The organism is Devosia sp. MDV22-iso42, assembly GCF_058629155.1.
Genome location: NZ_JBZVWR010000012.1, coordinates 84,954 through 110,151 on the forward strand (window position 1 = coordinate 84,954; position 25,198 = coordinate 110,151).

General features: G+C 63.9%; 24 protein-coding genes. 7 read left to right on the forward strand and 17 right to left on the reverse strand.

What is annotated here, in order from left to right; all coding sequences use genetic code 11:
• Nucleotides 1–5: 5 nt before the first annotated feature.
• Nucleotides 6–839, reverse strand: a complete 834-nt coding sequence (locus AC4NN3_RS15310; RefSeq protein WP_491927956.1) for an ABC transporter ATP-binding protein — start codon at nt 837–839, stop codon at nt 6–8.
• A gap of 178 nt (nt 840–1,017) precedes the next feature.
• On the opposite strand from AC4NN3_RS15310, the gene AC4NN3_RS15315 reads away from it, so the two are divergent.
• A complete protein-coding gene (locus AC4NN3_RS15315; protein ID WP_491927957.1) occupies nt 1,018–1,824 on the forward strand; it encodes a YdcF family protein in 807 nt (268 codons plus the stop codon).
• Nucleotides 1,825–1,895: 71 nt separating this feature from the next.
• On the opposite strand, the gene AC4NN3_RS15320 is transcribed toward AC4NN3_RS15315, so the two are convergent.
• Nucleotides 1,896–2,690 (reverse strand): response regulator, encoded by a 795-nt coding sequence (locus tag AC4NN3_RS15320; protein WP_491927958.1) that lies wholly within the window; start codon nt 2,688–2,690, stop codon nt 1,896–1,898.
• 176 nt (nt 2,691–2,866) lie between these two features.
• Between AC4NN3_RS15320 and AC4NN3_RS15325 the strand changes: the two genes are divergently transcribed.
• Both AC4NN3_RS15325 and AC4NN3_RS15330 read left to right on the forward strand, forming a co-directional pair.
• Nucleotides 2,867–3,076, forward strand: coding sequence for a NepR family anti-sigma factor (locus AC4NN3_RS15325; protein WP_491927959.1), 210 nt, complete (start codon nt 2,867–2,869; stop codon nt 3,074–3,076).
• Between the two features lie 4 nt (nt 3,077–3,080).
• A complete protein-coding gene (locus tag AC4NN3_RS15330; RefSeq protein WP_491927960.1) occupies nt 3,081–3,653 on the forward strand; it encodes an RNA polymerase sigma factor in 573 nt (190 codons plus the stop codon).
• Here AC4NN3_RS15330 and AC4NN3_RS15335 read toward each other — a convergent pair.
• Complete coding sequence (locus AC4NN3_RS15335) at nt 3,628–4,017, reverse strand: response regulator (protein WP_491927961.1); 390 nt, start codon at nt 4,015–4,017, stop codon at nt 3,628–3,630. The two genes, AC4NN3_RS15330 and AC4NN3_RS15335, sit on opposite strands and share 26 nt — an antisense overlap.
• A 192-nt stretch (nt 4,018–4,209) precedes the next feature.
• Here AC4NN3_RS15335 and AC4NN3_RS15340 point away from each other — a divergent pair, with 192 nt between their 5' ends.
• The 4 genes from AC4NN3_RS15340 (at nt 4,210) to AC4NN3_RS15355 (ending at nt 8,326) form a co-directional block, all read left to right on the forward strand.
• On the forward strand, nt 4,210–4,902 hold the full coding sequence (locus AC4NN3_RS15340; RefSeq protein ID WP_491928152.1) for a Crp/Fnr family transcriptional regulator: 693 nt from the start codon (nt 4,210–4,212) through the stop codon (nt 4,900–4,902).
• 220 nt (nt 4,903–5,122) lie between these two features.
• A complete protein-coding gene (locus AC4NN3_RS15345) occupies nt 5,123–5,773 on the forward strand; it encodes a sensor histidine kinase (protein WP_491927962.1) in 651 nt (216 codons plus the stop codon).
• A gap of 28 nt (nt 5,774–5,801) precedes the next feature.
• Nucleotides 5,802–6,710 (forward strand): diacylglycerol/lipid kinase family protein, encoded by a 909-nt coding sequence (locus tag AC4NN3_RS15350; RefSeq protein WP_491927963.1) that lies wholly within the window; start codon nt 5,802–5,804, stop codon nt 6,708–6,710.
• 38 nt (nt 6,711–6,748) lie between these two features.
• Nucleotides 6,749–8,326 carry an HWE histidine kinase domain-containing protein gene (locus tag AC4NN3_RS15355; RefSeq protein WP_491927964.1) on the forward strand — a complete coding sequence of 526 codons (1,578 nt, stop codon included), beginning with the start codon at nt 6,749–6,751 and terminating at the stop codon, nt 8,324–8,326.
• A gap of 20 nt (nt 8,327–8,346) precedes the next feature.
• On the opposite strand, the gene AC4NN3_RS15360 is transcribed toward AC4NN3_RS15355, so the two are convergent.
• The 14 genes from AC4NN3_RS15360 to AC4NN3_RS15425 all read right to left on the reverse strand — a co-directional run bounded on the left by AC4NN3_RS15360 (nt 8,347) and on the right by AC4NN3_RS15425 (nt 25,140).
• Nucleotides 8,347–8,787 carry a hypothetical protein gene (locus AC4NN3_RS15360; protein ID WP_491927965.1) on the reverse strand — a complete coding sequence of 147 codons (441 nt, stop codon included), beginning with the start codon at nt 8,785–8,787 and terminating at the stop codon, nt 8,347–8,349.
• A 5-nt stretch (nt 8,788–8,792) separates the two neighbouring features.
• Nucleotides 8,793–9,161, reverse strand: a complete 369-nt coding sequence (locus AC4NN3_RS15365) for an ElaB/YgaM/YqjD family protein (protein ID WP_491927966.1) — start codon at nt 9,159–9,161, stop codon at nt 8,793–8,795.
• Between the two features lie 204 nt (nt 9,162–9,365).
• Nucleotides 9,366–9,524 (reverse strand): DUF3309 family protein, encoded by a 159-nt coding sequence (locus AC4NN3_RS15370; RefSeq protein ID WP_193334877.1) that lies wholly within the window; start codon nt 9,522–9,524, stop codon nt 9,366–9,368.
• Between the two features lie 41 nt (nt 9,525–9,565).
• Nucleotides 9,566–9,730: a hypothetical protein gene (locus AC4NN3_RS15375; protein ID WP_193334878.1), complete on the reverse strand. Its 165-nt coding sequence runs from the start codon at nt 9,728–9,730 to the stop codon at nt 9,566–9,568.
• Nucleotides 9,731–9,856: 126 nt separating this feature from the next.
• Nucleotides 9,857–10,735 carry a transglutaminase family protein gene (locus AC4NN3_RS15380; protein WP_491928153.1) on the reverse strand — a complete coding sequence of 293 codons (879 nt, stop codon included), beginning with the start codon at nt 10,733–10,735 and terminating at the stop codon, nt 9,857–9,859.
• 5 nt (nt 10,736–10,740) lie between these two features.
• Entirely contained in the window at nt 10,741–13,149 is a 2,409-nt protein-coding gene (locus AC4NN3_RS15385; RefSeq protein ID WP_491927967.1) for a circularly permuted type 2 ATP-grasp protein, read from the reverse strand.
• Between the two features lie 3 nt (nt 13,150–13,152).
• Nucleotides 13,153–16,503: a transglutaminase family protein gene (locus tag AC4NN3_RS15390; RefSeq protein ID WP_491927968.1), complete on the reverse strand. Its 3,351-nt coding sequence runs from the start codon at nt 16,501–16,503 to the stop codon at nt 13,153–13,155.
• Nucleotides 16,504–16,588: 85 nt separating this feature from the next.
• Nucleotides 16,589–18,175, reverse strand: a complete 1,587-nt coding sequence (locus AC4NN3_RS15395) for an FGGY-family carbohydrate kinase (protein ID WP_491927969.1) — start codon at nt 18,173–18,175, stop codon at nt 16,589–16,591.
• Between the two features lie 58 nt (nt 18,176–18,233).
• Nucleotides 18,234–19,709 carry a mannitol dehydrogenase family protein gene (locus tag AC4NN3_RS15400; protein ID WP_491927970.1) on the reverse strand — a complete coding sequence of 492 codons (1,476 nt, stop codon included), beginning with the start codon at nt 19,707–19,709 and terminating at the stop codon, nt 18,234–18,236.
• A gap of 59 nt (nt 19,710–19,768) precedes the next feature.
• The gene (locus AC4NN3_RS15405; protein ID WP_193334884.1) at nt 19,769–20,773 is read right to left on the reverse strand and encodes an ABC transporter ATP-binding protein; all 1,005 of its coding nucleotides are present in this window, start codon (nt 20,771–20,773) and stop codon (nt 19,769–19,771) included.
• Between the two features lie 11 nt (nt 20,774–20,784).
• Entirely contained in the window at nt 20,785–21,615 is an 831-nt protein-coding gene (locus tag AC4NN3_RS15410) for a carbohydrate ABC transporter permease (protein ID WP_491927971.1), read from the reverse strand.
• A gap of 11 nt (nt 21,616–21,626) precedes the next feature.
• Complete coding sequence (locus AC4NN3_RS15415) at nt 21,627–22,499, reverse strand: carbohydrate ABC transporter permease (protein ID WP_491927972.1); 873 nt, start codon at nt 22,497–22,499, stop codon at nt 21,627–21,629.
• Between the two features lie 216 nt (nt 22,500–22,715).
• Nucleotides 22,716–24,023 carry an ABC transporter substrate-binding protein gene (locus tag AC4NN3_RS15420; RefSeq protein WP_491927973.1) on the reverse strand — a complete coding sequence of 436 codons (1,308 nt, stop codon included), beginning with the start codon at nt 24,021–24,023 and terminating at the stop codon, nt 22,716–22,718.
• A 157-nt stretch (nt 24,024–24,180) separates the two neighbouring features.
• Complete coding sequence (locus AC4NN3_RS15425) at nt 24,181–25,140, reverse strand: sugar-binding transcriptional regulator (protein ID WP_491927974.1); 960 nt, start codon at nt 25,138–25,140, stop codon at nt 24,181–24,183.
• Nucleotides 25,141–25,198: the final 58 nt, after the last annotated feature.

Genomic DNA, 25,198 nt, shown 5'->3' on the forward strand with positions numbered 1-25,198 from the left:
GTTTGTTACGCTTGCAGAAGCCCGGTGTCGGGCCTTGTCGCCTCGTGGTGATTGGCGGCATTGAGAAATTGCTTGAGTCGGGGTGACCTGGTGGCGCCGAAGACCTCGTCGGGGGTGCCCTGCTCTTCGATGGCGCCCTGGTGCAGGAAGATCACGCGGTCGGAGACCGAGCGAGCGAACTCCATGTCATGAGTCACCAGAACCATGGTCCGGCCCTCGTCTGCCAGCACCTTGATGACACGCAGCACTTCGACCTCGAGCTCGGGATCGAGCGCCGAGGTGGGTTCGTCAAACAGCATGACGCGCGGATTGATGCACAGGGCGCGGGCGATGGCGGCACGCTGCTGCTGGCCGCCGGAGAGCTGGGCGGGATAGGCATCGGCCTTTTCGGCAATGCCCACCTTGGCGAGCATGGCGCGTGCGGCCTGCTCGACTTCCTCGCGGGCGCGCTTCTGCACGATCAGCGGCGCTTCCATGACGTTTTCGAGAATGGTCAGATGGGCCCAGAGATTGAAGCTCTGGAACACCATGCCCAGTTCGGAACGAATGCGGCGGATCTGGTGCTCGTCGCCGATCTGGCGATGCGGCGCCGTGCCGCGCAGCAGGATTTCTTCGCCATCGATGCTGACCGTGCCGCTATCGGGCACTTCGAGCATGTTGATGCAGCGCAGCAGGGTGGACTTGCCCGAGCCGGACGAACCGATCAGCGAGACCACTTCGCCCTCGTGGGCGGTAAAGGAAATCCCCTTGAGCACATCGAGGGCGCCGAACGATTTATGGAGATCGCGGATCGCCACAACCGGCAATTTGTTCTCAGCCGCCGCCTTCGTCTGCGCCATGCTCACCCAATGCCTGCGCGTGCAGGCCTTCCTGACTGGTGACTGCCGTTTTTTGAGGCTGACAATCTTGACCGCCCTCAACAAAAGCAAAAGCGGTGCAGATAGCAAGCGGAAATGGGCGTGGCATGTTGCTCTTGCCTATTGTATCGCCTGTGGAGGCTGCGGCGGGTGATGAGCCATGTTCTTTTTGCTGTCAAAATTGTTCTGGCTGGTGGCGCAGCCGATCAGTCTGTGTGTCCTGCTGATGCTGGCCGGACTGGTGCTGGTGGCGCGGCGTCGCATAGGCTGGGGCCTGTGGGTCGGTGGCACAGGCCTCTCGGTGTTGCTGGTGAGCGCCTATACCAACCTGGGCCTGGTGCTGATCGCGCCGCTGGAGAACCGGATTGTCCGCCCCACGGTCATGCCCGAACAGGTTTCCACTATAATCATGCTGGGCGGCGCCACGGACGGGCGGGTGAGCAGCGCCCGCGGGATTTCAGAACTCAACGACGCCGGCGATCGGGTACTCGAGACTTTCCGCCTGGCGCAGCTTTATCCGACGGCGCGCGTGCTGCTGACGGGTGGGTCGGGCGCCATTGCTGGCGAAGCAGAGTCGGAGGCCGCCATTGCCGGGCGCCTGCTGCGGGCCATGGGCATTGGACAGGAGCGGCTGCTGCTGGAAGAGGCATCGCGCAATACCGACGAGAACGCGGCGCGGACGCGCGAGCTGCTCGGGACCGAAAGCGGACCCGTCGTTCTGGTCACCTCGGCCTTTCACATGCCGCGATCGGTCGGGCTGTTCGAGGCAGCGGGCCTGGCGGTGGTGCCGTGGCCGGTGGACTATCGCGGTGCGGGCAATGAGGGGCTGTCGATTGATTTGGTCAATCCGGTCAGCAATCTGGCCATCATGAGCGTGGCTCTGCGCGAATGGATCGGTCTGCTGGTCTATGCCGGTTCCGGCAAGATCGATTCGATCCTGCCAGATCAGGATGGGCCGCGGTCATAAAAAGGGCCCGCCGGCGGGCGGACAGAAAAAGGGGCCGGGAAGTCCGACCCCTTCAGCACGGTAATTTTAGGTCAAGCTGCGGCGCGGGAGCCTTCGTCGAAGAACAGGGCCTGGCTGATCAGCGCCTTGACCATGTCGGGGTTGAACGGCTTGGTGACCAGGAAGGTCGGCTCCGGGCGTTCGCCCGTCAGCAGGCGCTCGGGGAAGGCGGTGATGAAGATCACCGGTACCGAATGGGTGTTGAGGATGTCGTTGACCGCATCAATGCCCGAGCTGCCATCGGCGAGCTGGATATCGGCCAGGATCATGCGCGGCTGGGTCTTGGCAAACATGCTGACTGCCTCCTTATGGGTGCGGGCAACAGCGACGACCTTGTGACCAAGGCTCTCAACGAGCTGCTCAATGTCCATCGCGATGAGGGGCTCATCTTCGATGATCATGATTTCGGTCGCAACCTGGCGGGAAATTTCCATGGAAGCCTCTTCAATCAGTGTAGAAAATGCACTGTCGCTGACGCCGAGAATTTCGGCCGCCTGCGGATAAGTAAAACCCTCAACTGCAACGAGCAGGAAAGCCTGGCGCGGGCGCGGCGACAAATTGCCCAGATTGTTGGCTGCGCGCTTTTCCCAGGCATAGGTCGAAATGGGCTCGGGAACTTCAACTGCCGATGTCGAAAACAGCGCCGAAAACAGCTTGTAGAGCGCGATACGATCGTTGCTCGCGGCAGGGAAAAGCGAGATGTCGGAAATCAGCGCTTCAAGTGTGGCGGCAACATAGGCATCGCCCGAGGTCTGCGACCCGGTTACTGCCCGGGAAAATCGCCGCAAGTAGGGCAAATGCGGCGCGATCCGCGTGGACAAAGTCATAAATCGAACTCCAAGTGACGCTGCAGGCTCGTGGACACACGAAGTCTACACAACGGCTTACCCCAAGAAAAGTTCCCGCTCTATGGAACTTTTTTGACTACGACGCATTTAGATCGTCAAATACCAACGATTCAATCGATGTGACGGTTTCGTTCAGCATGAAAAAGGACAAATCTTTGACTCAGCAACCGATGCGAACGCAGGCGACGCGGGCAGATGACGGGCTGGGTCCGAATACGGATATCGGCGCCCGGCTGCGGGCGCTCTATGGCGCCGTGCAGGAAGAGGGGGTGCCAGACCAGTTGCTCGATCTGCTGGAAAAGCTCGATGCCGCCGAACAGCAACAGTCCAGCAAGCCGGGCACGACACCCCGCGAGGGGAAGTAACGGTATGACCGAAGCGTCAAAAGCGGCCGCCGAGCCTACATCGTTCAAGCGTGAAATGCTGGCGACCCTGCCCAGCCTGCGTGCCTTTGCGGTTTCACTGACCGGCAAGCATGACAAGGCGGATGACCTGGTGCAGGACACCGTGATGAAGGCCTGGGCCAAGCAGACCAGCTTCGAAATGGGCACCAATATCAAGGCCTGGCTGTTCACCATCCTGCGCAATGAATTCTACAGCCAGATGCGCAAGCGTGGCCGCGAAGTCCAGGATAGCGACGGCGCCTTCACCGAACGGTTGTCAGTGCATCCGGCCCAGTATGGCTCGATGGACATGCAGGATTTCAAGAAGGCGCTCAGCCAGTTGCCGGATGATCAGCGCGAGGCCGTCATCCTGATCGGCGCGTCGGGATTTTCCTATGAGGAAGCGGCCGAAATCTGCGACTGCGCCGTGGGCACGATGAAAAGCCGGGTCAGCCGGGCGCGCACGCGACTACAGGAAATCCTGCAGATCGTCGGAGAGACCGATTATGGACCCGATGCGGTCTCGGCACAGGTTACGACGCATAACCATTCTTTCTAGGTGATGCCGTCAGCGCCTGGCTTACGGCGCCATGGAAGTCTTCTTCAATCATTGGCTTGACGATCACAGGGGCGCCCGGAAATTCGGGGTGCCCCTGCCTCAATTTGCTGTCGAGTGTGCTCAGGATGATGGCGATGCCGGCGTCACGCAGACCAGCCAGCAGGGGCCAGGTGTGATGCGGCTCATGGCCGATTTCGACAATCGCCAGATCGATGGCGGGCCACAAGTGCTCGTGCTGGCGGGCCTCCTGCGGTGAGCGGGCAAACAACATGGTGCAATCGATCCGTGACTCCAGCATGCGCTGAATATCAAAGGCGATCAGAAATTCTGCCTCGACGATGAGGACTGTGTGGCCGCTAAGCATTGCTGGTTCCCATCTAAAACCAGTGCAATGCGCGGAAAGCGCCAGAGTGTCATTTAACTTTGACATGTCGGAACCGCGGCGATGCCGCCGCGTTGCCATAGCTTACGGTTTCCAAGGTCCGGGTGCGGCGTGAGCATAGTTCTTCCCACTTCTGGGCGTCGCGTGCCATGCGAGCAGTGTCCCTTGCGCTCGATGCCAGGATTCAGGGAGTTCGAACCGAAGGAATTGCGGTTCGTCTCGTCGTTCAAGACCGGCGAGCTGGTTGCCGAGACGGGAGCGACCCTGTTGTCGGAAGGCGCGCATAGTTCGCACCTTTATACGCTGCTGTCGGGATGGGCGTTTCGCTACAAGCTGCTGGCCGACGGACGGCGGCAGATACTCAATTACATGCTTCCGGGCGATCTGGTGGGTCTGCAGGGATCCATTACCGGCGAAATGGACCATTCGGTGGAGGCGCTGTCCACGCTGGTGCTGTGCGTGTTCCAGCGCGACCGGCTCAACGAGCTGTTCCAGAATCATCCCGGGCTGGGATTTGACATTACCTGGATGGCGGCACGGGAAGAGCGGATGCTGGACGACCACCTGCTGAGCCTGGGACGGCGTAGCGCCATGGAGCGGGCGGCCTATCTGCTGGCCTTCCTGCACCAGAGGGCTGCCTCGGTGGGTCTGGTTTCCGATCGAACCATCGTGTTACCCATTACCCAGCAACATGTGGCCGATACCCTTGGCCTCTCCATCGTCCACACCAACAAGACGCTGCGCAAACTGGCCGATCGCGGATTCATCCGCTGGCTCGACCGCTCGTGTGAAGTGATCGATGTGGACGGTCTGATGAACTTGGCATCGTGGGAAGGCCTGCCCCAGGGAAGGCGACCGCTGATATGACGCCGATATTGGCTCCATACCCGCCGGACTGGTGCCGTTCCGGCCCTGCATTTGCCGCAGCCAGGTGCTGCCGGGCGGTGCGCAGGTGATGCGGCCGATACGACGGCGGGCGTTGCGGGACGGGCCCGCTCGGGTCCGTAGCCGCCAGGCCTTGCGGCACGAGAATGCTGCACTCAAAGGCAAAGTCAGAGACCTCGCGGCGGCACTGGAGCACGCGCAGATGCAGACCGAGGCCGAGCGGGAGCGCGTCGAGACGCTGCTGCATGATACCAGCCACCGGATCGGCAATTCCCTGGCGACGGTGTCCTCGCTGCTTGGCCTGCAATTGCTGCGCAGCACATCCGAAGAGGTCAAACAGGCGCTGGAAGCGGCGCGCTCACGCGTGCATGCCGTCGCTGCGGCGCATCGCCGCCTCCGGCTGGGGGACGGCCAGGAAACCGCCAGTGCGGACGAATTCCTGCAGCCCCTGCTGCAGGAACTGGCGAAAACGACGGCGAACGGGCAACGCGTTGCGCTGCTGAGCGAGGTCGACGCCATTCCGATCAGCGCGCGCGACGCCACCACGCTGGGCATATTGATCGGCGAACTGGTGAGCAATGCGCTCCGGCATGGATTTCCCGACGGTCGCGTTGGGCACATCATGGTGCGCCTGCAACGGGACCGGGTCGGCATTGCGACGCTGTCGGTCATCGATGACGGGGTGGGCGTCGCCAAGCAGGGCGCTGTCGGCGAGGGTGGCCTGGGCTCGGTCATCGTCAAGCAGTTGGCACTGCAGTTTGGCGGCGTGCCCGAATATGAGCGGCGCAGCGACGGTGGCCTGGCCGTGCGCGTCCCGCTACCCAGCATTGCCGGGGCGCCGCCGGCGGTGTGACTATGGCAGGAGAACGGGGTTGCACATAGTGGCAGTACTCAACCGCGATGGCGGCGCGTTGCGGACCATGGATCTGGATGAGTTGTGCACGCGCGCCGGTGCCACGTTTGCCCGCCATGGCCACAGCCTCGAGTGCAGAATCGTACGGGGCGAGGCGGTGGCGGCAGAACTGCGCCGGGTCGCCGGCAGTGCAGGCGTTGAGGCCATGCTGGCGGGCGGCGGCGATGGCACCGTCTCGACGGCAGCGGGCATTGCCTACGAAACGGGGATGGCGCTTGGCGTGCTGCCGGCCGGCACGATGAACCTGTTTGCCCGGGCGCTCAAGATGCCGCTTGAACTGGATGCGGCGCTCGAGGCGCTGGCAGCAGGGGAACTGGGCACCGTGGATGTGGCCACGGCCAATGGGCGCCTGTTCGTGCATCAGTTCGGCGTCGGCATCCATGCGCGCCTGGTGCGCATTCGCGAAAGCATGGTTTATCGCGGTCGGATCGGCAAGATACTGGCGAGCCTGCGGGCCGTGGCGGGCGTGGTCATCCGCCCGCCCGTGTTCGAGGTGGAACTGGCCACGGCAACCGGCCTGGTCCGGCGACGGGTGGCCGGTATCGCCATTTCCAATAATCGCGTGGGAGACGGGCACATACCCCATGCCGACCGCCTGGATGCCGGCGTGCTGGGGGTGTATGTCGCGGCGCCGATGTCGCCGGCAGAACTGCTCGGATTGGTGGCCGGCATTTTTCTGGGTACTTGGCGCGCCAGCCGGATGGTGTCCGAAAGCGAAGTTGTAGCGGTCACGCTGCGGTTTCCCAAGCGCAAGCGCGGGGCGCAGGCGGTGATCGACGGAGAACTGGTGGAGCTGGAATCCCGCGTGGAGCTGGTTATCCATCCCCGCGCAGTGCGGGTTATTCTGCCTGGACCGGTGGGCGAGATGGCGGTCTGATTTAGTTAGGAACCAAAAGACCAGGTCATGCGTTTCCAATGACGTTCGGCCGCATTGGGTATTGGCCGGGTGACTTGGGTGATGCAGGACGCAACGTGACAAATAATGGGGCCGTACTGCCAGAGTCGGTGATGGCAGCCGTAACGGATCGGAAACGTCTGGATGTCGCGTCGGCGTTTCAGGCACCCGAGGCTGAGTCCGATGGTGATTTCGACCGATTGAGCCGCGCGGCCGCCGGGGTGTTCGATGGCGAGTTTGCGGTGATCAGCGTTGTCGGTGAGCACCAGCAATGGTTTCGCTCGTGCATCGGCCTGGGCGACATGAAGGGTACCGACACCAACATATCGTTCTGTGCGCACACCATTGCGCTGCCAGACATCGACAATCTGGTGGTGCTGGACGCGCAGCAGGATGACCGATTCTGCGACAATCCGCTGGTGACGTCCTGGCCGCATGTTCGTTTTTATGCCGGCGCGCCCATTGTCGTGGCAGGGCAGAAGATCGGTTCGCTGTGTGTGCTGAGTGCCACACCGCGGAGCAATGTCGAACCGGCCATGCTGCAGCAATTGAACGATCTTGCGGGTGTTGCCGCGTCGCTGTTTGCCCTCAAGGAAGAAGCCAGGGTGCGCGCGCGCACCGCTGCGGCTTTGCTGCGCGAGGAATGGCGGCACGCGCTGACCCTTGAGGCCGGCAAGGTGGGCAGCTGGGTGTGGGACATCCGCACCGGCGAGATTGCCTGCAACGAAATGTTTCGCCGCATGTACGACCTGCCCGAGACCGGGTCCATCCAGATCGCGCAGGTACTCGATGCCACCCATCCCGGCGACCGGGAGAGAGTGCAGGCGGGAATCGATGCCAGCCTCGATGACGGGGTGGACTATGAGGCCGAGGCCCGGGTGGCTCGCACGGGGCGCTGGCTTACCATGCGCGGCCGCGTCTACCAGCGCGACACCGAAGGCAAGCCGCTGATCATGATGGGCGCCAGCACCGATATCACCGAAAGCAAGCAATCGGCCGACCAGACCCGGCTCCTGCTGCGCGAGCTCAACCACCGGGTCAAGAATACGCTGGCCATGATTCAGTCGGTGGCGCGGCAGACGGTGCGGCAGAATCCGGATCCGCATGACTTTATCGAGGCGTTCTCCGGACGGCTGCGGACGATCTCGGCCGCCCATGTGCTGCTGGCCGACCGCGACTGGGCGGGGGTGCAACTCGATGAAGTCATTGCTGCCCAGCTGGGCGAGAATTTCCGCAACGATCACCAGCGGGCCGAGGTAACTGGCGACGACGTCATGCTGCCGGCCGATCATGCGCTGGGCCTGGGGCTGATCCTGCATGAGCTGACCACCAATGCGCAGCGTTACGGCGCGTGGTCGATCGGGGGCGGGGTGGTGAGCCTCTCCTGGACCCTCAAGAACGAACCGGCCCGGGGCCTGTCGCTTAAGTGGCGGGAGCGCGGCGGCCCGCCAGTGGCGAGCGAGCAGGAACACGGTCTGGGCGCCCGTCTGATCGAGCGCAGCCTGAGCAAGGTTCTGGACAGCGAAGTGAAGCTGGAATTCCGGCCCGAGGGCGTGACCGCGGATGTCTGGCTGCCATTGCCTACTGAGTCCGCCTGAAGCGGCGGACTCAGTCTGGTTCAGTCTTCCTTGTCGTCACCGCCGCTATTGCTGACCAGCAGATAGGCAGCAATAGCTGCAGCGGGAATTCCCAGTGTCCGCAGCAGGGGCGAGCGCAGTAGCACGGGCAGAGCGGCCAGGGTGGCGGTGGTCAAGAAAGCACCGGCCTCGCTTGAGCGGCGCTTCTGGGCAAGTTCGCGCTTGCGCCGTCCCTCGCCGATCTGGGCGCCGAGATAGACCGCCAATGCCAGAAGCAGAAAAGCACCACCAAAGATCAGCGCGGCGTAAAGCGCGCCCACCTGCTGAGCCAGCGCGATATATCCCGCTGCCACCAGGAAGCCCGCGCCGAGCAGACCAAAGACCGCCATGATGGTATTGATGATCACCGCATGCTTGATGCGATCGGTCAGGTGATCAACCTCCAGGCCGAGGAGGCTGGCAATCGGCAGGAGAAAGTTCATGACGCTCAGTGCCGTGACAGCAGGGCCAGAACGTAACCGATGCCGATGGCGGTAGCGACAGCGGTCAGCGGCTTTTCGCGGATGGTATCCTTGAGCTGCTTTTCCATCACGCTGGCCTGATCCTGCACATCGTCGATGACATGCTGGCCCTGGCGCTGGATGTGGCGCAGTTCATTCCTGGCCGTATCGGTGGCCTCGGAGACCTTTTCGCTGCTCAGCTTGGACAGCGTCGCGGCAATGGCCTTGAGGTCGGCCTGCAGCTGGGAAACCTGCTCTTCGAGCTTTTCCTCGCGCGGAGTCGTATCGACCCGGGCGGCACGGCTGCGGGGAGCGGGTTTGGTGCGATTGGGTGCAAGGTCTGGGGTGGCGGCCATAAGAAGCTCCTGTTTCAATATGTCAGTAACGCTGCAAGAACCTAAGCAGTTCCGCGCGCCGGCAAAAGCGCTAAAAAATGCACCCGGGGTCACGCGGAAGCGGGCCGGGGCGCAATAGCGAGCGAGGGGAGGACGACCTCGCCCGTCGAGCGCGGCAAGCCCGCAAGCTGGCCGGGAACGCGCTCGGTTTGACGTGCTGACGGGCTAGATGCTGCCCATCAAGGCCAGGATGATGACCACCACCAGAACGGCACCAAGGATGCCGGAGGGGAAATAGCCGTAGCTGCGGGAATAGCCCCAGGTCGGCAGGGCGCCAATCAGTGCCAGAATGAGGATGATGATGAGAATGGTACCCAAGCCCATGGTCGTTCTCCGTTATGCAATGGTGTTGATGAAAAGGACGTTTAGAGGATGGCCAGCATCAAGCCGACGACGGCCGCCAGAATGAGAAATGCCGGAGCCAACGCCTTGAATACGTCGCCATAATGGGTCTGGCCATCATAGCCTTCGGTCCACACCATGCCGGTGCGGCTTGCCTGCTCAAGGGCCTTGAAATCGATATTTGTCATCACTGCCTCCGTCGTGTCCGGGGCTGGAAACGAATGTTTTCGGCCGCCGCGCCGCCTTTTTTGCGCCTGAGCAAGAAACGTGGATGCCTTGTATTTGGTTCCGCCAAGCCAGCGAAGCCGCAATCGCTATGGAATACGCAGCACGTCGACCGACTGCTTGGCCTCGTGCGAGCCGTGCGTCTTGAGCACGCCGACAATGGGGGAGACATCGGCATAGTCGCGGCCGTGGCCGATGGCGATGTGATCCGGCCCAGTCAGAATGGCATTGGTCGGATCGAATTCCACCCAGCCCATGTCCTGGCCGCACCAGGCCCGCACCCAGGCGTGCATGGCGTCGGCGCCTTCGAGGCGCGGCTTGCCAGCCGGCGGATTGGTGCGCAGGAATCCCGAGACATAGCCGGCCGGGATGCCAAGGCCGCGCAGGCCGGCGATCATGATATGGGCGAAATCCTGGCAGACCCCGCGACGCAGGGCAAAGGCCTCGGCCGGGGTGGTGCTGACCTTGGTGGCTTTGGGGTCATAGGCAAAATCGCGGTGCACGGCGAGGCACAGCGTGGTGACCGCGGCGAGCACCGAGGGCGCGGTGCCGATGGCCTCTCTGGCGTAGCTGGTGATGGCCGGGTCGAGCGGCACGCGGGGCGAGGCGGCGAGGAAGTGATGCGGACTGGCGGCGGCGACGCTCCACAGACCACCGATCTCGCGATGCAGGCCCGCAATGGTGGGGGAGAGGTCGATGGGCGGCGCCAGTTCCTCGACATGGACGCGAGCGCTCAGCCGGATCAGCAGGCTGTCATGGGGTTCGACATAGGCAATTTCGGTCGCCAGATTGCCGAAGAAGTCGTTGAAGGTGCTGACGCGCTCGGGGCGCGGGACAAATGACAGGCTGGACGCGACAATGCGCTGGACGCCCGGAATGGTGATCGGGGCGACGCGGACCAGATGCCGACCGCCATGCACCGGCGCGTCGTAGTCATAACTCATCTCAAGACGCACATCATAAAGCATGGCCATTACACCAGATAGGCCGTGGCGATGAGCCCGGAGAGAGTGACGATATCGCTGGCCAGACTGTCAAGCCGGGCGGGCACCATGTCGATGGCATCGGCCGTGCGCAGGCCGGTCTCGATTTCGAGCGCGGCCTTGGCGGCGGGCGAGAGTTGGCCGTCAACGACGCCACCGGGCAGCATCTCGATCTGGGCGCGCAATTCAGACAGCTGGAAGATGGCCGAGCGCGGATTGAGCGGATCCAGGATCAGCATGTCGATAACGCTCTGGGCCCCGGCACTCACCGAATAGCGGCGGCGATGGCTCATGACGCTGTCACCGATTTCGAGCAGCATCTCGACCGAGCCGTTCGGCGCGTCCTCGCTGGTCAGCCAGGCGGTGATACGGGCAATCTGGATGGCGCGTTCGAGCCGGCGGCCCAGTTCGAGAAAGCGCCAGCCGGCGAAGCGATACATGTTCTCATGCACCAGGCCCGAAAACCCTGCCAGCTTGCGCAGAAGCACCGTCATGGCATGGGCGGAATCGTCGCCGGAGCTGACGCGCCGGGCGAAACGCTGGGCGGTCTTCTGCAGGTCGTTGAGCGCCAGCCAGCCATCGGGTGAAAAGCGATCGCGGATCTGGCCGGCGCTGCGCACGGCGCTGTTGATCGATGACAACAGGCCCTGCGGCATCGCTTCGCTGGCATCGACGTCGACGGTATCGAGGAAATCGGCGCAGTGGGTCAGGATAGGCAGGTCGGCATTGGAGAGTTCGCCGAGGCGGGCATGATAGGCGCGCAGGATGCGCAAGGTCGCCTCGCAGCGTTCGGCATAGCGACCGAGCCAGATGAGGTTGTCGGCGGCGCGGCTGGGCAGGTCGCCCACAGTGCTGCGGACCAGGGTCTTGCCGCTATTGGGCAGCAGCGACACAGGCTCAACCGGTTGTGAGGACAGCACCCAGACGTCGGCCGCCTGGCCGCCGCGCTGCATGGCAATGGCGCTGGTATCGAGGGTCGAGCCAACGCGGGCAAAGCCCCCGGGCATGATCGACCAGCCGTCACGGGTACGGGCGGCGTAGACGCGCAGGGTGATCGGGCGCGGCTGCAGCTTGCCGTCGATATAGACGGGGGCGGTGGAGAGCTGGACCTTTTCCTGGCCAACAAAATTGGCGCCATTGCTGGCAATGGCCGCGATCATGGCGGCCTTTTCGGCGGGCGAGAAGGTCGAGCCCAGCCGCGTGCCATCCAGATCGTCAAAGGGCAGGGTGGTGGCAAAGGCCGGACCGATCATCAGGTCGTCGAAATTGTCGATCACGTGCTGCTGCTCGCCCGGCTGGCCGCACCACCAGGTGGCAATCTCGGGCAGCAGGAGCGGCGCGCCCAGCAGCTTGCGCGCAAGCCGGGGCATGAAGGCAGCGAGCGCCCGGGTTTCGAGCAGGCCGGTGCCCAGGGCGTTGATCATGGAGATCGAGCCATGACGCAGCGCCTCGACCATGCCGGGCGTGCCGATGCGGCTGTCATAGCGCAGTTCGAGGGGATCGACGAAGGCGGCATCCATGCGCCGCCAGAGGGCGCTGACCGGCATCAGGCCAGCCACCGTGCGCACCATGACCTTGCCATCCTGCACCAGCAGGTCCTCGCCCTCGAGCAGCATCAGGCCGAGATAGCGGGCGATATAGGCGTGTTCGAAATAGGTTTCGTTGAGCTGGCCGGGGGTGAGAATGCCAACCCAGCCGCCATCGCGCTTGGCGTCGGCGAACAGCATGTCGCGGAAATCGCGGAAGAAGCCGGCGAGCCGGTGCACATTCATCTCAGCATAGATGTCGCTGAGGGCGTGGGTGGTGGCGACCCGGTTTTCCAGGGCAAAGCCGGCGCCCGACGGGGCCTGGGTGCGATCGCCCAGCACCCACCAGGCGCCATCGGGGCCGCGGCCGAGTTCGAAGGCGCAAAAGTGCAGATAGTGGCCGCTGGTTGGCTTGATCCCGACCAGGGGGCGCAGGAACTCGTCATTGCGGGCGATCAATTCGGGGGGCAGCAGCCCCTGCTGGACGAGGGTGTTGTCGCCATAGACGTCGGCGACCACGGTTTCGAGCAGTTCGACGCGCTCGATGAGGCCGGTGCTGATGCGGGCCCAGTCGGCCTCGTCGACAAGCAGCGGCACATGGGCCAGTGGCCAGGCCCGCTCATGGCTCTCGGTGCCCTCATAGGTGCGGTAGAAGACGCCGGCGTCGCGCAGATACTGGTCGGCGCGCTCGAAGCGGGCGCCGAGCTCACCCGGCCCAAGCTTGTCAAACGCGGCCATCAGCGCCGACCAGCCCGGCCGGATCTGGCCGTCGGCGTCGATCATCTCATCGGGGATGCCGGGATGCAGCTGATAGTCGGCAATGATGCTGGGAATGGCCAGCTCCCCGTCGTGATCTTGGTCGTGCGTGTTCATGGGCTACCAGAAGCGCGGCGGCCGACGCAGGTCAAGCGTCAACGGGAATTCGTCCGCAGGCTTTTCGAGGCGCAGCTCGAAACCGCCGGCGGTGTAGTTGTGCGGGATGAAGCGGGCGAGGCGGCGCGCCTCGGCTTCGTTGCCGTTGACCGGGAAAGTATCATAGCTGCGGCCGCCGGGATGGGCGACGTGATAGACGCAGCCGCCGACGGGGCGCTGGGTCCAGCGATCGTAGATGTCGAACACCAGGGGGGTGTTGACCGGCAGCGCCGGATGCATGCCGGAGGCGGGTTGCCAGGCCTTGTAGCGGACGCCGGCCACGGCGGTGCCGGCCTGATCGGTGGTGCGCAACGGCACCGGACGCTGGTTGCAGGTGACGGCGTAGCGCTCGGGATTGATGCCACTCAGCTTGACCTGCAGGCGCTCGACCGAGCTGTCGACAAAGCGGACGGTGCCGCCGATGGCGCCCTGTTCACCCATGACGTGCCAGGGCTCAAGCGCCTGGCGCAGTTCGAGACGGACGCCGTCATATTCGACTTCGCCGCAGAAGGGGAAGCGGAATTCGAGCTGGGCCGTGAACCAGGCCGGATCGATCCGGAAACCGTGCCGCTCGAGATCGGCGACGACGTCGAGAAAGTCCTGCCAGACATAGTGGGGCAGCATGAAGCGATCATGCAGGGTGGTGCCCCAGCGGGTGAAAGTGCCGTCGAGCGGATTGGTCCAGTAGCGGGCAATCAGGGCCCGCACCAGCACCTGCTGGGCCAGCGCCATGCGGGCATTGGGCGGCATTTCAAAGCCGCGGAACTCGACCAGGCCGAGGCGCCCGGTGGGGCCATCGGGCGAATAGAGCTTGTCGATGCAGATTTCGGAGCGATGGGTATTGCCGGTGACGTCGACCAGCAGGTTGCGGAACAGGCGATCGACCAGCCAGGGCAAAGGCGCCGGCTGACCCGATTGCGGGTGCGGCACCTGGGCCATGGCGATTTCGAGTTCGTAGAGGCTATCGTGGCGCGCCTCGTCGAAGCGGGGCGCCTGACTGGTCGGGCCGATGAAGAGGCCCGAAAACAGGTAGCTCATGGCCGGATGGCGCTGCCAGTGCAGCACCAGGGATTTGAGCAGATCGGGCCGGCGCAGGAAGGGGCTGTCATCGGGGGTGGCGCCGCCGACCACGACGTGGTTGCCGCCGCCGGTGCCGGTATGGCGGCCATCGATCATGAACTTGTCAGCGCCGAGGCGCGACTGGCGAGCGGCCTCGTAGATGGCAGTGGTGGTGGCGACGCAATCGTCCCAGTTCGAGGCCGGGTGGATATTGACCTCGATGACGCCCGGATCGGGGGCGACGCGGATGACGTTGAGGCGCGGATCGTGCGGCGGCGCATAGCCTTCCACGTGAACCGGCTGTCCGACTTCGCGGGCGGCGGCTTCGACGGCGGCGATGAGTTCGAGATAGTCTTCGAGCGTTTCGACAGGGGGCAGGAAGACGCAGAGGCGGTGGTCGCGGATTTCGGCGGTGACGGCTGTGCGCACCTCGCCCTCGATCTCGCTGATCTCCTGCTCGGTGCGCTCCTGCTGCTCGCTGGATGGAGTGAAGCCGGCGGTGACCTGAGCGCGCGGATCGGCCTCGAGACCGGTCTGCCGGCGCGCGAGGATTTCAACCGGATCGGGCAGCGCGCCGCGCGGCGCGCCGGGGTCCTGGGCCACGACATGGGGGTAGTCGGTAGGCTTGATATGCTTGAGCGAGCTCAGCGGGAGGCGATAGCCGGCCGGGCTGTCGCCGGGCGCCAGGAACAGCTTGCCGCGGCGGGTCTTCCAGACCTCGGTCAGCCAGGGGCTGGAGGCGGCGGCGTTCCAGCGCTGTACGGGCAGGACAAAGCCGGTGGGGGTGGTGAGGCCGCGCTCGAAGACCTTGGCGATGCGCGAGCGCGCCTCAGGATCGGCCAGCTCGGAATTGGCCGGATCGACGTTTTCGGGCAGGTTGGCTTCCTTGAGCAGCCACTCGCCAGGATCCTCATAGGCCTCGGCAATGGTCTCGCCGGTGAGCCCCAGATTGCGGGCAAAGCTGTCGAGGAATTTGCGGGCGTCTTCATGGGTGGCGCTGGTCTTGACGCCTTCGCGGGCGATCAGCGTTTCGTCGGACCAGATCGGCTTGCCGTCCAGCCGCCAATAGAGCGAGAAGGTCCAGCGCGGCAAGGTTTCGCCAGGATACCACTTGCCCTGGCCATAATGCAGCATGCCATTGGGGGCAAAGCGGGTGCGCAGGCGGCGGATCAGGTCATCGGCCAGGGTGCGCTTGGTCGGCCCGACGGCGCCGGTATTCCACTCATCGGCTTCAAAGTCGTCGATGGAGACAAAGGTTGGTTCGCCGCCCATGGTCAGGCGGACATCATTGTCGGCCAGGACAGCATCGACCTGGTGGCCGAGGGCATCGAGCTGATCCCATGCGGCGTCCGAGAAAGGCTTGGTGATGCGCGGATGCTCGGCGACGCGGTCCACGCGCATGGCGAAGTCGAACTCGACCTCGGCATAGGAAGCGGTGCCCGAAATCGGCGCGGCATTGCGGTAATGCGGCGTGGCAGCCAGCGGCACGTGGCTCTCGCCGGTGAGCAGGCCCGAGGTGGGATCCAGGCCGACCCAGCCAGCGCCGGGGAGGTAAACCTCGCACCAGGCATGCAGATCGGTAAAATCATGGTCAGTGCCGGCGGGGCCGTCCAGCGAGACCAGATCGGGCTTGAGCTGGATCAGGTAGCCCGAGACAAAGCGGGCGGCAAAGCCGAGATGGCGCAGCGTCTGCACCAGCAGCCAGCTGGAATCGCGGCAGGAGCCCTTGGCATTGCCCAGGGTTTCCTCGGGCGTCCAGACGCCGGTTTCCATGCGCACGACATAGGCCAGCTTTTGCTGGATCAGCGCATTGATACCGGTGACGAAGGTGACGGTGTTTTGCGGCGACTTGTCGAGACTGTCGATAAACTGCTGCAGCAAAGGTCCGGCCGGCTCGGGCTGCCGATAGATCGACAGGTCGGGCCGGATATCCTCTGGATATTCAAACGGGAAGGTCTCGGCGCTCTCTTCGACGAAGAAATCAAAGGGATTGTAGACCGTCATATCGGCGACCAGATCAACCTCGATCTTGAGCTCGGTGACGGGCTCGGGAAAGACGATGCGGGTCAGGAAATTGCCATAGGGGTCCTGCTGCACATTGACGAAATGCAGGCTGGGCGAGACGCGCAGCGAATAGCTCAGCACCTTGGTCTTGGAATGGGGCGCCGGCTGCAGGCGGATGATCTGGGGCTGCAAATAGACCGGCCGGTCATATTTGTAATGCGTCAGGTGATAGACGGCAGCTTTGATCGACATATATCAGCGTCGCTCTGTTCGGACCACGTCAGGTTTTGCCAGCCTAGCGAGTGTGACGGCGTACCGCCAGCGCGCATGTTGCAGGTCAGACCATCGTGTCGATCACCTGCCGCTGCCGCAGCATCTCGAGAAAGATGCGGTAATCCTTGTCGAATTGGGTGCGGGCGGCGGCATCGGGCGCCCGGGCGTGACCGCCCTGCTGCATGGCAGTACAGGCCGCGTCGAGGCTCGGGTAAAGTCCGGCTGCCGTGGCGGCGACCATGGCCATGCCCAAAAGGGTCGCGTCCTTGGCGGCGGATTCCACCACGGTGCAGCCGGTGGCATCGGCATAGAGCGCCATCAGTATAGCGTTTTTGGTATGGCCGCCGGTGACATGCAGGGTGTCGATGGCATAGCCGCGGGTATTGAGGGTTTCAAGGATATGGCGGACGCCCAGAGCAATCGAGACGCAGGTGCGCCAGTAAAGACGGCAGAGCGAGTCAAAGTCGCTGTCGAGGGTCAGGCCAGAAATCACCCCCAAAGCGAAGGGGTCACCCAAAGGCGAGCGGTTGCCGTGGAAATCGGGCAGGACGTGCAGGCGGTCGGCCAGAGCCAGACCTTCGACCTGGCGCAGTAGCATGATGCGGCTGGCGATGGCGGCGTGCATGGGCGCATCGGGTTCGCCGCCGGCGCCGTGCCAGCGGATAATGTGATCGAGCAGGGCGCCGGTGGCGGACTGGCCGCCTTCGTTGAGCCAGACGCCGGGCAGCACGGCGCCGAAATAGGGGCCCCAGACGCCGGTGGTCGGGCGGTCTTCGGCGGAGAGGGCCATGACGCAGCTCGAGGTGCCGGCGATCAGGGCGAGGTGGCGATCGATGGTGTCGACGTCGCCGGCAAAGGCGCCAAGCACGCCGAGCGCACCGGCATGGGCATCGATCAGGCCGGCGCCGACCTGGCAGGCGGTGGTGAGGCCCAGTTGCGCGGCAGCGGCCGGCGTCAGCCCGCCCAGATCGGCGCCGACCGGGCTGGCTTCGGCCGGCAGCGCCGCTTTTTTCAGCAGGTCTTCCAGCCCGACCAGGTCGAGAAAATCGGCCTGCCAGCTGGGGCTCTTGTGCGCCAGATAGGTCCATTTGCAGGTCAGCGTCGACTGGCTGCGGGCCAGTGAGCCGGTGGCTTTCCAGGAAAGGAAATCGGCCAGGTCGAACATCATGCCGGCGCGGGCCCAGGTGTCGGGCAGGTAGCGCTTGAGCCACATCAGCTTGGGCGCCTCCATTTCCGGGGACATGACGCCGCCGGCATAGCTGAGCACGTCATGGCCGGTGCGGGTGCACTCGTCAGCCTCCGCAAGCGCCCGATGATCGAGCCAGACAATGGTGTCCCAGCGGTCCTCGCCCGTGGTCGAGACGGTCAACGGCAGGCCCTCGGTGTCGCGGACGACGAGCGAGCAGGTGGCATCAAAACCCAGGCCAACCACTTGTTCGGGCAGCGCCTTCGCCAAGGTCATGGCGTCGCGCACTGCGGCGCAGACGGCCTGCCAGATCTGTTCGCTGTCGTGCTCGGCGTGGTTGGCGTCGGGGCGATGCATGGCGATGGGCTGCTCGGCACGGCCCAGCAGGAGACCCTGGGTCGTCAGCACGCCGGCCCGGGCACTGCCGGTGCCCACATCCACTGCCACCAGGAGGCTTTGCGTCAAAGCTCGGGCGCCTTCTTCTCGGTTCGGGCGCGAAAGTAGCTGAAGCTTTGAACCTGGGCTAGAGCTTGTCGGCCAGATAGCGCTCCAGGGTCGCCTTGGTGCCGATTTTCCAGAGCGTATTCAAGGCGTTTGAGAAGGCGGTGATGAAGGCCGGATTTTTGGCGAGGTCGCCATAGATGTCGGCCATGGCCAGCCAGGCGGCGGGGTCGGCCTTGGCCAGCCTGGCCTGGGCGGTGAGGCGGGCCCAGCTCGGGTCGTTGGGCTCGATGACGGCGCCGGAGTCCGTGGTGCCGTAGCAATAGCGGCACCAAAGGGCACTCACGAGTGCCAATCCGTTAACAGACTGTTGACGTTGAACTCGGTCAAAGGCCGACGGAATGATGAATTTGGGCTGCCGATTGGACCCGTCAAGGGCCAGCCGCCTTATGGTATCGCCGATTTTGGGATTGGCGAAACGGCGCTGGCAGAGCGCGTAATAGTCGCCAAGGTCAGTATCGGGCACGGGCGGGACGACGGGGATAATTTCTTCCTGCTCGACCTTGGTCAGGAAGGCCGCGACGAGCGGATGCTCCATCGCCTCGTGGACGAAATGAATGTCCATCAGTCCTGCCGGATAGGCGATGGTGGCATGGCCGCCATTGAGAATGCGGATCTTCATGTGTTCATAGGGGGCTACGTCATCAACGAACTGCACGCCGACCTTTTCCAGGGCCGGACGGCCAGCGGGAAAATTGTCCTCGAGCACCCATTGGCGGAAGCGTTCGCAGAAGACCGGCCAGTTATCTTCGATGCCGAACTTTTCGGCGAGCAGGGTCTTTTCGCGGTCGGACGTAGCCGGGGTGATGCGGTCGACCATGCCATTGGGAAAGGCAACATTGGCCTTGACCCAGGCGGCCAGAGTGGGATCGACCAGATGGGCGAGGCCGATCACCGCATTCTGGGTGACGTGTCCATTGCCCGGAATGTTGTCGCAGCTCATCACCGTGAAGGGAATGGTGCCGGCGGCGCGGCGGGCGAGCAGGCCGGCCAGGATCAGGCCGAAGGCCGTGCGCGGGGCGGCCATATTGGCCGCGTCATAAGCGATATCGTTATGGGCCGGGTCGAATTGCTGGCTGGCCGGGTCGATATAATAGCCACCCTCGGTAATGGTCAGCGAGACGATGCGGGTGGCTGGATCGGCGAGGCGGGCGACGATGGCGGCGCTGTCGCCGGGGCGGAGATAGTCGATCATGGCGCCAGTAATGCGGGCGCTACTGGCATCGGCCTCCTGCTCGACCACGGTGGTCAGCCAGTCCTGGGCCAAAAGCTGCTGGCGCATGGCCTCGTCGGCATCGCGCACGCCGGCGCCGATGATGGCCCAGTCGTGATCGGCGCCAGTGGCGAAGAGATCGTCGAGGTAGACGGCCTGGTGGGCTCGGTGAAAATTGCCGACGCCGAAATGGACGATGCCGGCGCTGAGCGACGCCCGGTCATAGGCCGGCACGGCGGCCGTGGTGATCGAAGCAAGAGCGGCAGCGGAGAGTTTTGTCGTCATAAGCTTTAGTCCTTCACTCGCCCCGATGAGGGTTCGCTGCGGCTGAAATACCGGTTGCGTCAGATCGCCAGGCCGGCGGCGTCGAAGCGATAGATGCGGGTCGGGTCGGGCGTGAGATAGACGTCGTCGCCGTGGCGGAAGGTCTGGTCGCCATCAGTGCGGATGGTCATCAGGCCGAGGCCATCGACATGGACGTGCAGGAAGGTGTCGCTGCCGAGCTGCTCGGCGACGCCGACCTTGCCCTTCCAGGTGTCCGGCGTGGGCTGGGTGGCGAGCTTGAAGTGCTCGGGGCGCACGCCGATGGAATGGGCATTGTACTTGGCGGCCTCGGGACCATCGACGAAGTTCATGCGGGGGCTGCCGATGAAGCCGGCGACGAAGCGGTTGGCGGGCTTCTTGTAGAGGTCGAGCGGGGAGCCGAACTGTTCGACGCGGCCGGCATTGAGCACCACGATGCGATCGGCCATGGTCATGGCCTCGACCTGGTCGTGGGTGACGTAGATCATCGTGGTCTTGAGCTGCTGGTGCAACTCGGTGATCTCGAGGCGCATGTTGACGCGCAAAGCGGCGTCCAGGTTGGACAGCGGCTCGTCGAAGAGGAAGGCCTTGGGCTCGCGGACGATGGCGCGGCCGATGGCGACGCGCTGGCGCTGGCCGCCGGACAGAGCGCGCGGGCGGCGATCGAGATAGGAGGAGAGGTTGAGGGTGCGGGCGGCGTATTCGACCTTCTGGTCGATGACGTCCTTGGGCACCTTGGCCATCTTGAGCGGGAAGGCGATATTGTCGCGCACGCTCATATGCGGATAGAGCGCATAGCTCTGAAACACCATGGCGAGGCCCCGGCGCGCCGGGGGCGCCTTGGTCATGTCGACGCCGTCGAGCAGGATGGTGCCGCTGGTGGTGTCCTCGAGGCCGGCAATCAGGCGCAGCAGGGTGGACTTGCCGCAGCCGGAGGGGCCGACAAAGACGACGAACTCGCCCTCTTCGATATCGAGCGTGATGTCCGGAATGATCTGGACTTCGCCGAAGGACTTCTTGACGTGTTGCAGGGAAATCGAGCCCATTTTTCTAGTCCTTACTTTACAGCGCCGAAGGTGAGACCGCGGACGAGTTGTTTCTGGCTGAACCAGCCCATGAGCAGGATCGGCGCGATGGCCAGCAGCGAGGCCGCCGAGAGCTTGGCGAGGAAGAGGCCCTGCGGCGAGGAGAACGACGAGATGAAGGCGGTCAGCGTGCCGGCGCGGCCCGAGGTCAGGGTGATGGTCCAGAAGGCTTCGTTCCAGGCCAGGATGACGTTGAGCAGCAGGGTCGAGGCAATGCCGGGCACGGCCATGGGGACGAGGACGTGGACGATCTCGTTCCAGAGTTCAGCGCCATCCATGCGGGCGGCCTCGAGGATGTCGACCGGGATTTCCTTGAAGTAGGTGTAGAGCATCCAGATGATGATCGGCAGGTTGATCAGCGTCATGATGATGGTCAGGCCATGCAGCGTGTCGAGCAGGCGCAGGTCGCGGAAGAGCAGGTAGATCGGGATCAGCACGCCGACGGCCGGCATCATCTTGGTCGAGAGCATCCACATCAGCACGTCCTTGGTGCGCTTGGTGGGCGCAAAGGCCATGGCCCAGGCGGCCGGCACGCCGATGACGAGGCCGAGCAGGGTGGAGCCGACCGAAACCACGATGGAATTGAAGGCGTGCTTGAAATAGTCCGAGCGATCCTGCACGGCGGCGAAATTTTCCAGGGTGAAATTCTGCGGCAGGAAGGTTGGGGACGACGCGATGGCCTCGGCCTCGGTCTTGAAGGCGGTGAGGATGGTCCACAGGATCGGCGCGAACAGCAGCAGGGCGATGCCCCAGGCGAGCGCGGTGAAACCGATGCGGGTGGGGATGGATGCGGTGCGTGCCATGATCGGTTTCCCTACGCGTCGAGGTTCTTGCCGACCGCGCGCATCAGGAAGATGGCGACGATGTTGGCGATGATGACGGCGACCACGCCACCGGCCGAGCCGGCGCCGATGTCATTGGAGAGGATGCCGGTGCGGAACACCAGGAAGGCGATATTGGTCGAGGCATAGCCCGGGCCGCCGCCGGTGGTGACGCGGATTTCAGCGAAGATGCCGAGCAGGAAGATGGTCTGGATCAGGATCACGATGGTGATCGAGCGGGCCATGTGCGGCATGATGATGAAGTAGAAGCGGTTGATGGCGTTGGCGCCATCCATCTCGGCGGCCTCGCGCTGCTCCTCGGAGAGCGACTGCAGCGCAGTCAGCAGGATCAGCGTGGCAAAGGGCAGCCACTGCCAGGCGACGATGACGATGACCGAGAACAGCGGATACTGGTTGAACCAGTCCACCGGCTGCAGGCCGAAGAATTCCCACAGATGGGCCAGCATGCCGTAGCCGGGATGCATGAAGCCGTTCTTCCAGATCAGCGCCGCCACGGGCGGCATGACGAAAAAGGGCGAGATGACGATGATGCGCAGGATTCCCTGGCCCCAGATGGGCTGATCGAGCAGCAAGGCCAGGAAGGTGCCGCCGATGACGGTGATCAGCAGTACGCCGCCCACCAGGATCAGGGTATTGACCAGGGACTGGGTGAAGCTGGGATCGCCGATGACATAGACGTAGTTCGCCCAGCCGGCAAAGCCGGTCATCATCGGGTTGATCAGGCTGTAGTTCTGGAAGGAAAACCAGATGGTCATGACCAGCGGCACGATCATCCAGAGCAGCAGCAGGAGGACGGCCGGGGCCATCATGATGCGCGACAGGGTCTTGGTTTGTGCGGTGGCCATGTTTTCCTCGCCAAAACCCGGAAGCGCCGGGTGGTCTATCAGCAGGCCTCATCCTGAACTTGTCGGGGCCGAGGCAGGGACACGATCTGCGTGCCCGTCCTCATTTTCGTGCTTCGACGAGCTCAGCATGACGTCTCAAAACGCATGCGTGACTGGAGTGCCGCCCGGTCGCCAGAGTGACCATTGACCGGGCGGCACGTCTCCGGGAGGAGAGGCCTACTTGATGTAGCCGGCGCGGGTCATGTCGCGGGTGGCGGCGTCCTGAGCCTGAGCCAGGGCGTCGTCGGCAGACATCTGACCGGCAAGGGCAGCCGAGAAGAGCTGGCCCACATTGGTGGCAATGCCGGCGAATTCAGGAATGGCCACGAACTGCACGCCGACATAGGGGACCGGCTTGACGGTCGGCTGGGTCGGATCGGCCGAGTTGATGGAATCCAGCGTCATCTTGGCGAAGGGCGCTGCTGCCTGGTACTCGGCGTTTTCGTAGAGCGAGGTGCGGGTGCCGGGCGGGACGTTGGCCCAGCCTTCGCTGGCGGCGACGGTAGCGAGATAGTCCTTGTTGGTTGCCCAATTGATGAACTGCTCGGCCGCTTCGGCATTCTGGCTGCTGGTCGGGATGGCCAGCGACCAGGCCCAGAGCCAGTTGCCGCGCTTGCCCAGGCCATTGTCGGGCGCCAGGGCGAAACCGACATGCTCGGCGACGGTTGAGTCAGCGCCGGTCACGAAGGATGCGGCGACGGTGGCGTCGATCCACATGCCGCACTTGCCCTGCTGGAACAGGGTCAGGTTTTCGTTGAAGCCGTTGGACGAGGCGCCGGAAGGACCGGCGTCAGCCATCAGCGACAGATAGGTGTCGAGCGTTGCCTTCCATTCGGGCTGATCGAACTGGGGAGTCCAGCTTTCGTCAAACCAGCGGGCGCCGAAGGAGTTGGACATGGCGGTGAGGAAAGCCATGTTCTCGCCCCAGCCGGCCTTGCCGCGCAGGCAGATGCCGTTGATGTCGGCGTCCCGATCGGTCATGGCACGGGCGGCCTCGCCGATGAACTCCCAGGTGGGGGCATCAGGCATTTCAAGGCCGGCCTTTTCCATCAGGTCCTTGCGGTACATGACCATCGAGCTTTCGCCGTAGAAGGGCGCCGCATAGAGCTTGCCATCGACCGAGAGGCCGCCGCGGATGGCAGGCAGCAGGTCATCGACGTCATATGCGGCATCAGCGCTGAGGCCGTCGAGTGGCGCCAGCCAGCCCTGCTTGGCCCAGATCGGGGCTTCGTAGGTGCCGATGGTCATCACGTCATACTGGCCACCATTGGTGGCGATGTCGGTGGTGACGTTCTGGCGCAGGGTATTTTCCTCGAGCACGACCCAGTTGAGCTCAATGCCGGTCTGTTCGGTGAAGGCGCTCGACAGGCCCTGCATGCGGATCATGTCGCCATTGTTGACGGTGGCGATGGTGAGCGTCTGCGCCGAGGCGGATGTGATCAGCGCAAGGCTGAGCGCGCCCACGAGAATGGGTGTCAATTTCATTGGTTTTCCTCCCAGTGACGAGCCGGGCAATTGTCCCGGCTGTGGGCAAATACTCGCACATCATGCGGCAGAGTCAAGCGTGCCATGCGTAAATCGCTTGGCAGGTTGTGAGCAACAGAGGCCAAAGCCCTGGATTTAGTGCAGTTTTTTCAAGCGACTACGGCAGTCGCAGCAGGCCTTCGGCGGTGCGCTCATCCGTTATCAGGCCGTTAACCAGGCGGCGCAGCAGCGTGGCCCTTATGCCGGGCAATTTCCGGGCGCCCATGGCAATTGCCACGACCAGGGCATTTTCGCGCGAGGGAATGGGGGCCGAGGCCACCCGCTCATTGGTGAGGCCCTCGATCAGCCGGCCCTCGGCGTCAAAGCTCCAGCCGCAGATTTCGCCGACGGCGCCGGCTTTCTGCAGTTCCTTGAGCTCGGCATCGGTGATGAAACCGTCGACATAGAGCGGCGCATCGGGGCCGATATCGCCGACGCCGACAAAGGTCACATCGGCCTGGGCGGCCAGCGCCAGGGTTTCGCGAATCATGGGCTGGCCATGCAGCAGCTGGCGCTCGCGGGCCGAGGAGGCGATGACCGGCAGGGGCATGGGGAAGCTGCGCGCCTTGACGGTATCAGCCATGTTGAAGATGACGTTGTAATAGGCCGCCGAGCCGTCGGGCGCGATATTGCCGGTCAGCGAGACCACCTTGTGGTGCGGGCAGGCCATGGGGGTGAGCTGTTCCACGGCGGCCTTGAGCGTGCGGCCGGTGCCGATGGCCATGACGATGGGGTCGGGGCGCTTGAGCCAGCGCTCGATCTCGGTGGCGGTGGCCTCGGCGACGCCGATGGTGGTGGAATCGCTGCTGGGGTCGGAGGGCACGACCTCCACCAGATCGAGGGCGAAGCGGGATTTGAGGCGGCTGGCCAGGTCCATGCAGCGGCCGATCGGGTGATCGAGCCGGACCTTGATCAGGCCCTCGCTGACCGACATCGACACCAGGCGCTGCGCCGACTGTCGGGAAATGCCCAGCTTGCTGGCGATCTCTTCCTGGGTATTGCCGGCCACATAATAGAGCCAGCCGGCCCGCGCCGCATCGTCCAATCGGTTGCTGGAACTGTCCATTCGTTGCGCCATCAGGGATCCTGCATCGTTGCGCCGGGATTATTCGGACATGCAGGCGACGGCTGCAAGG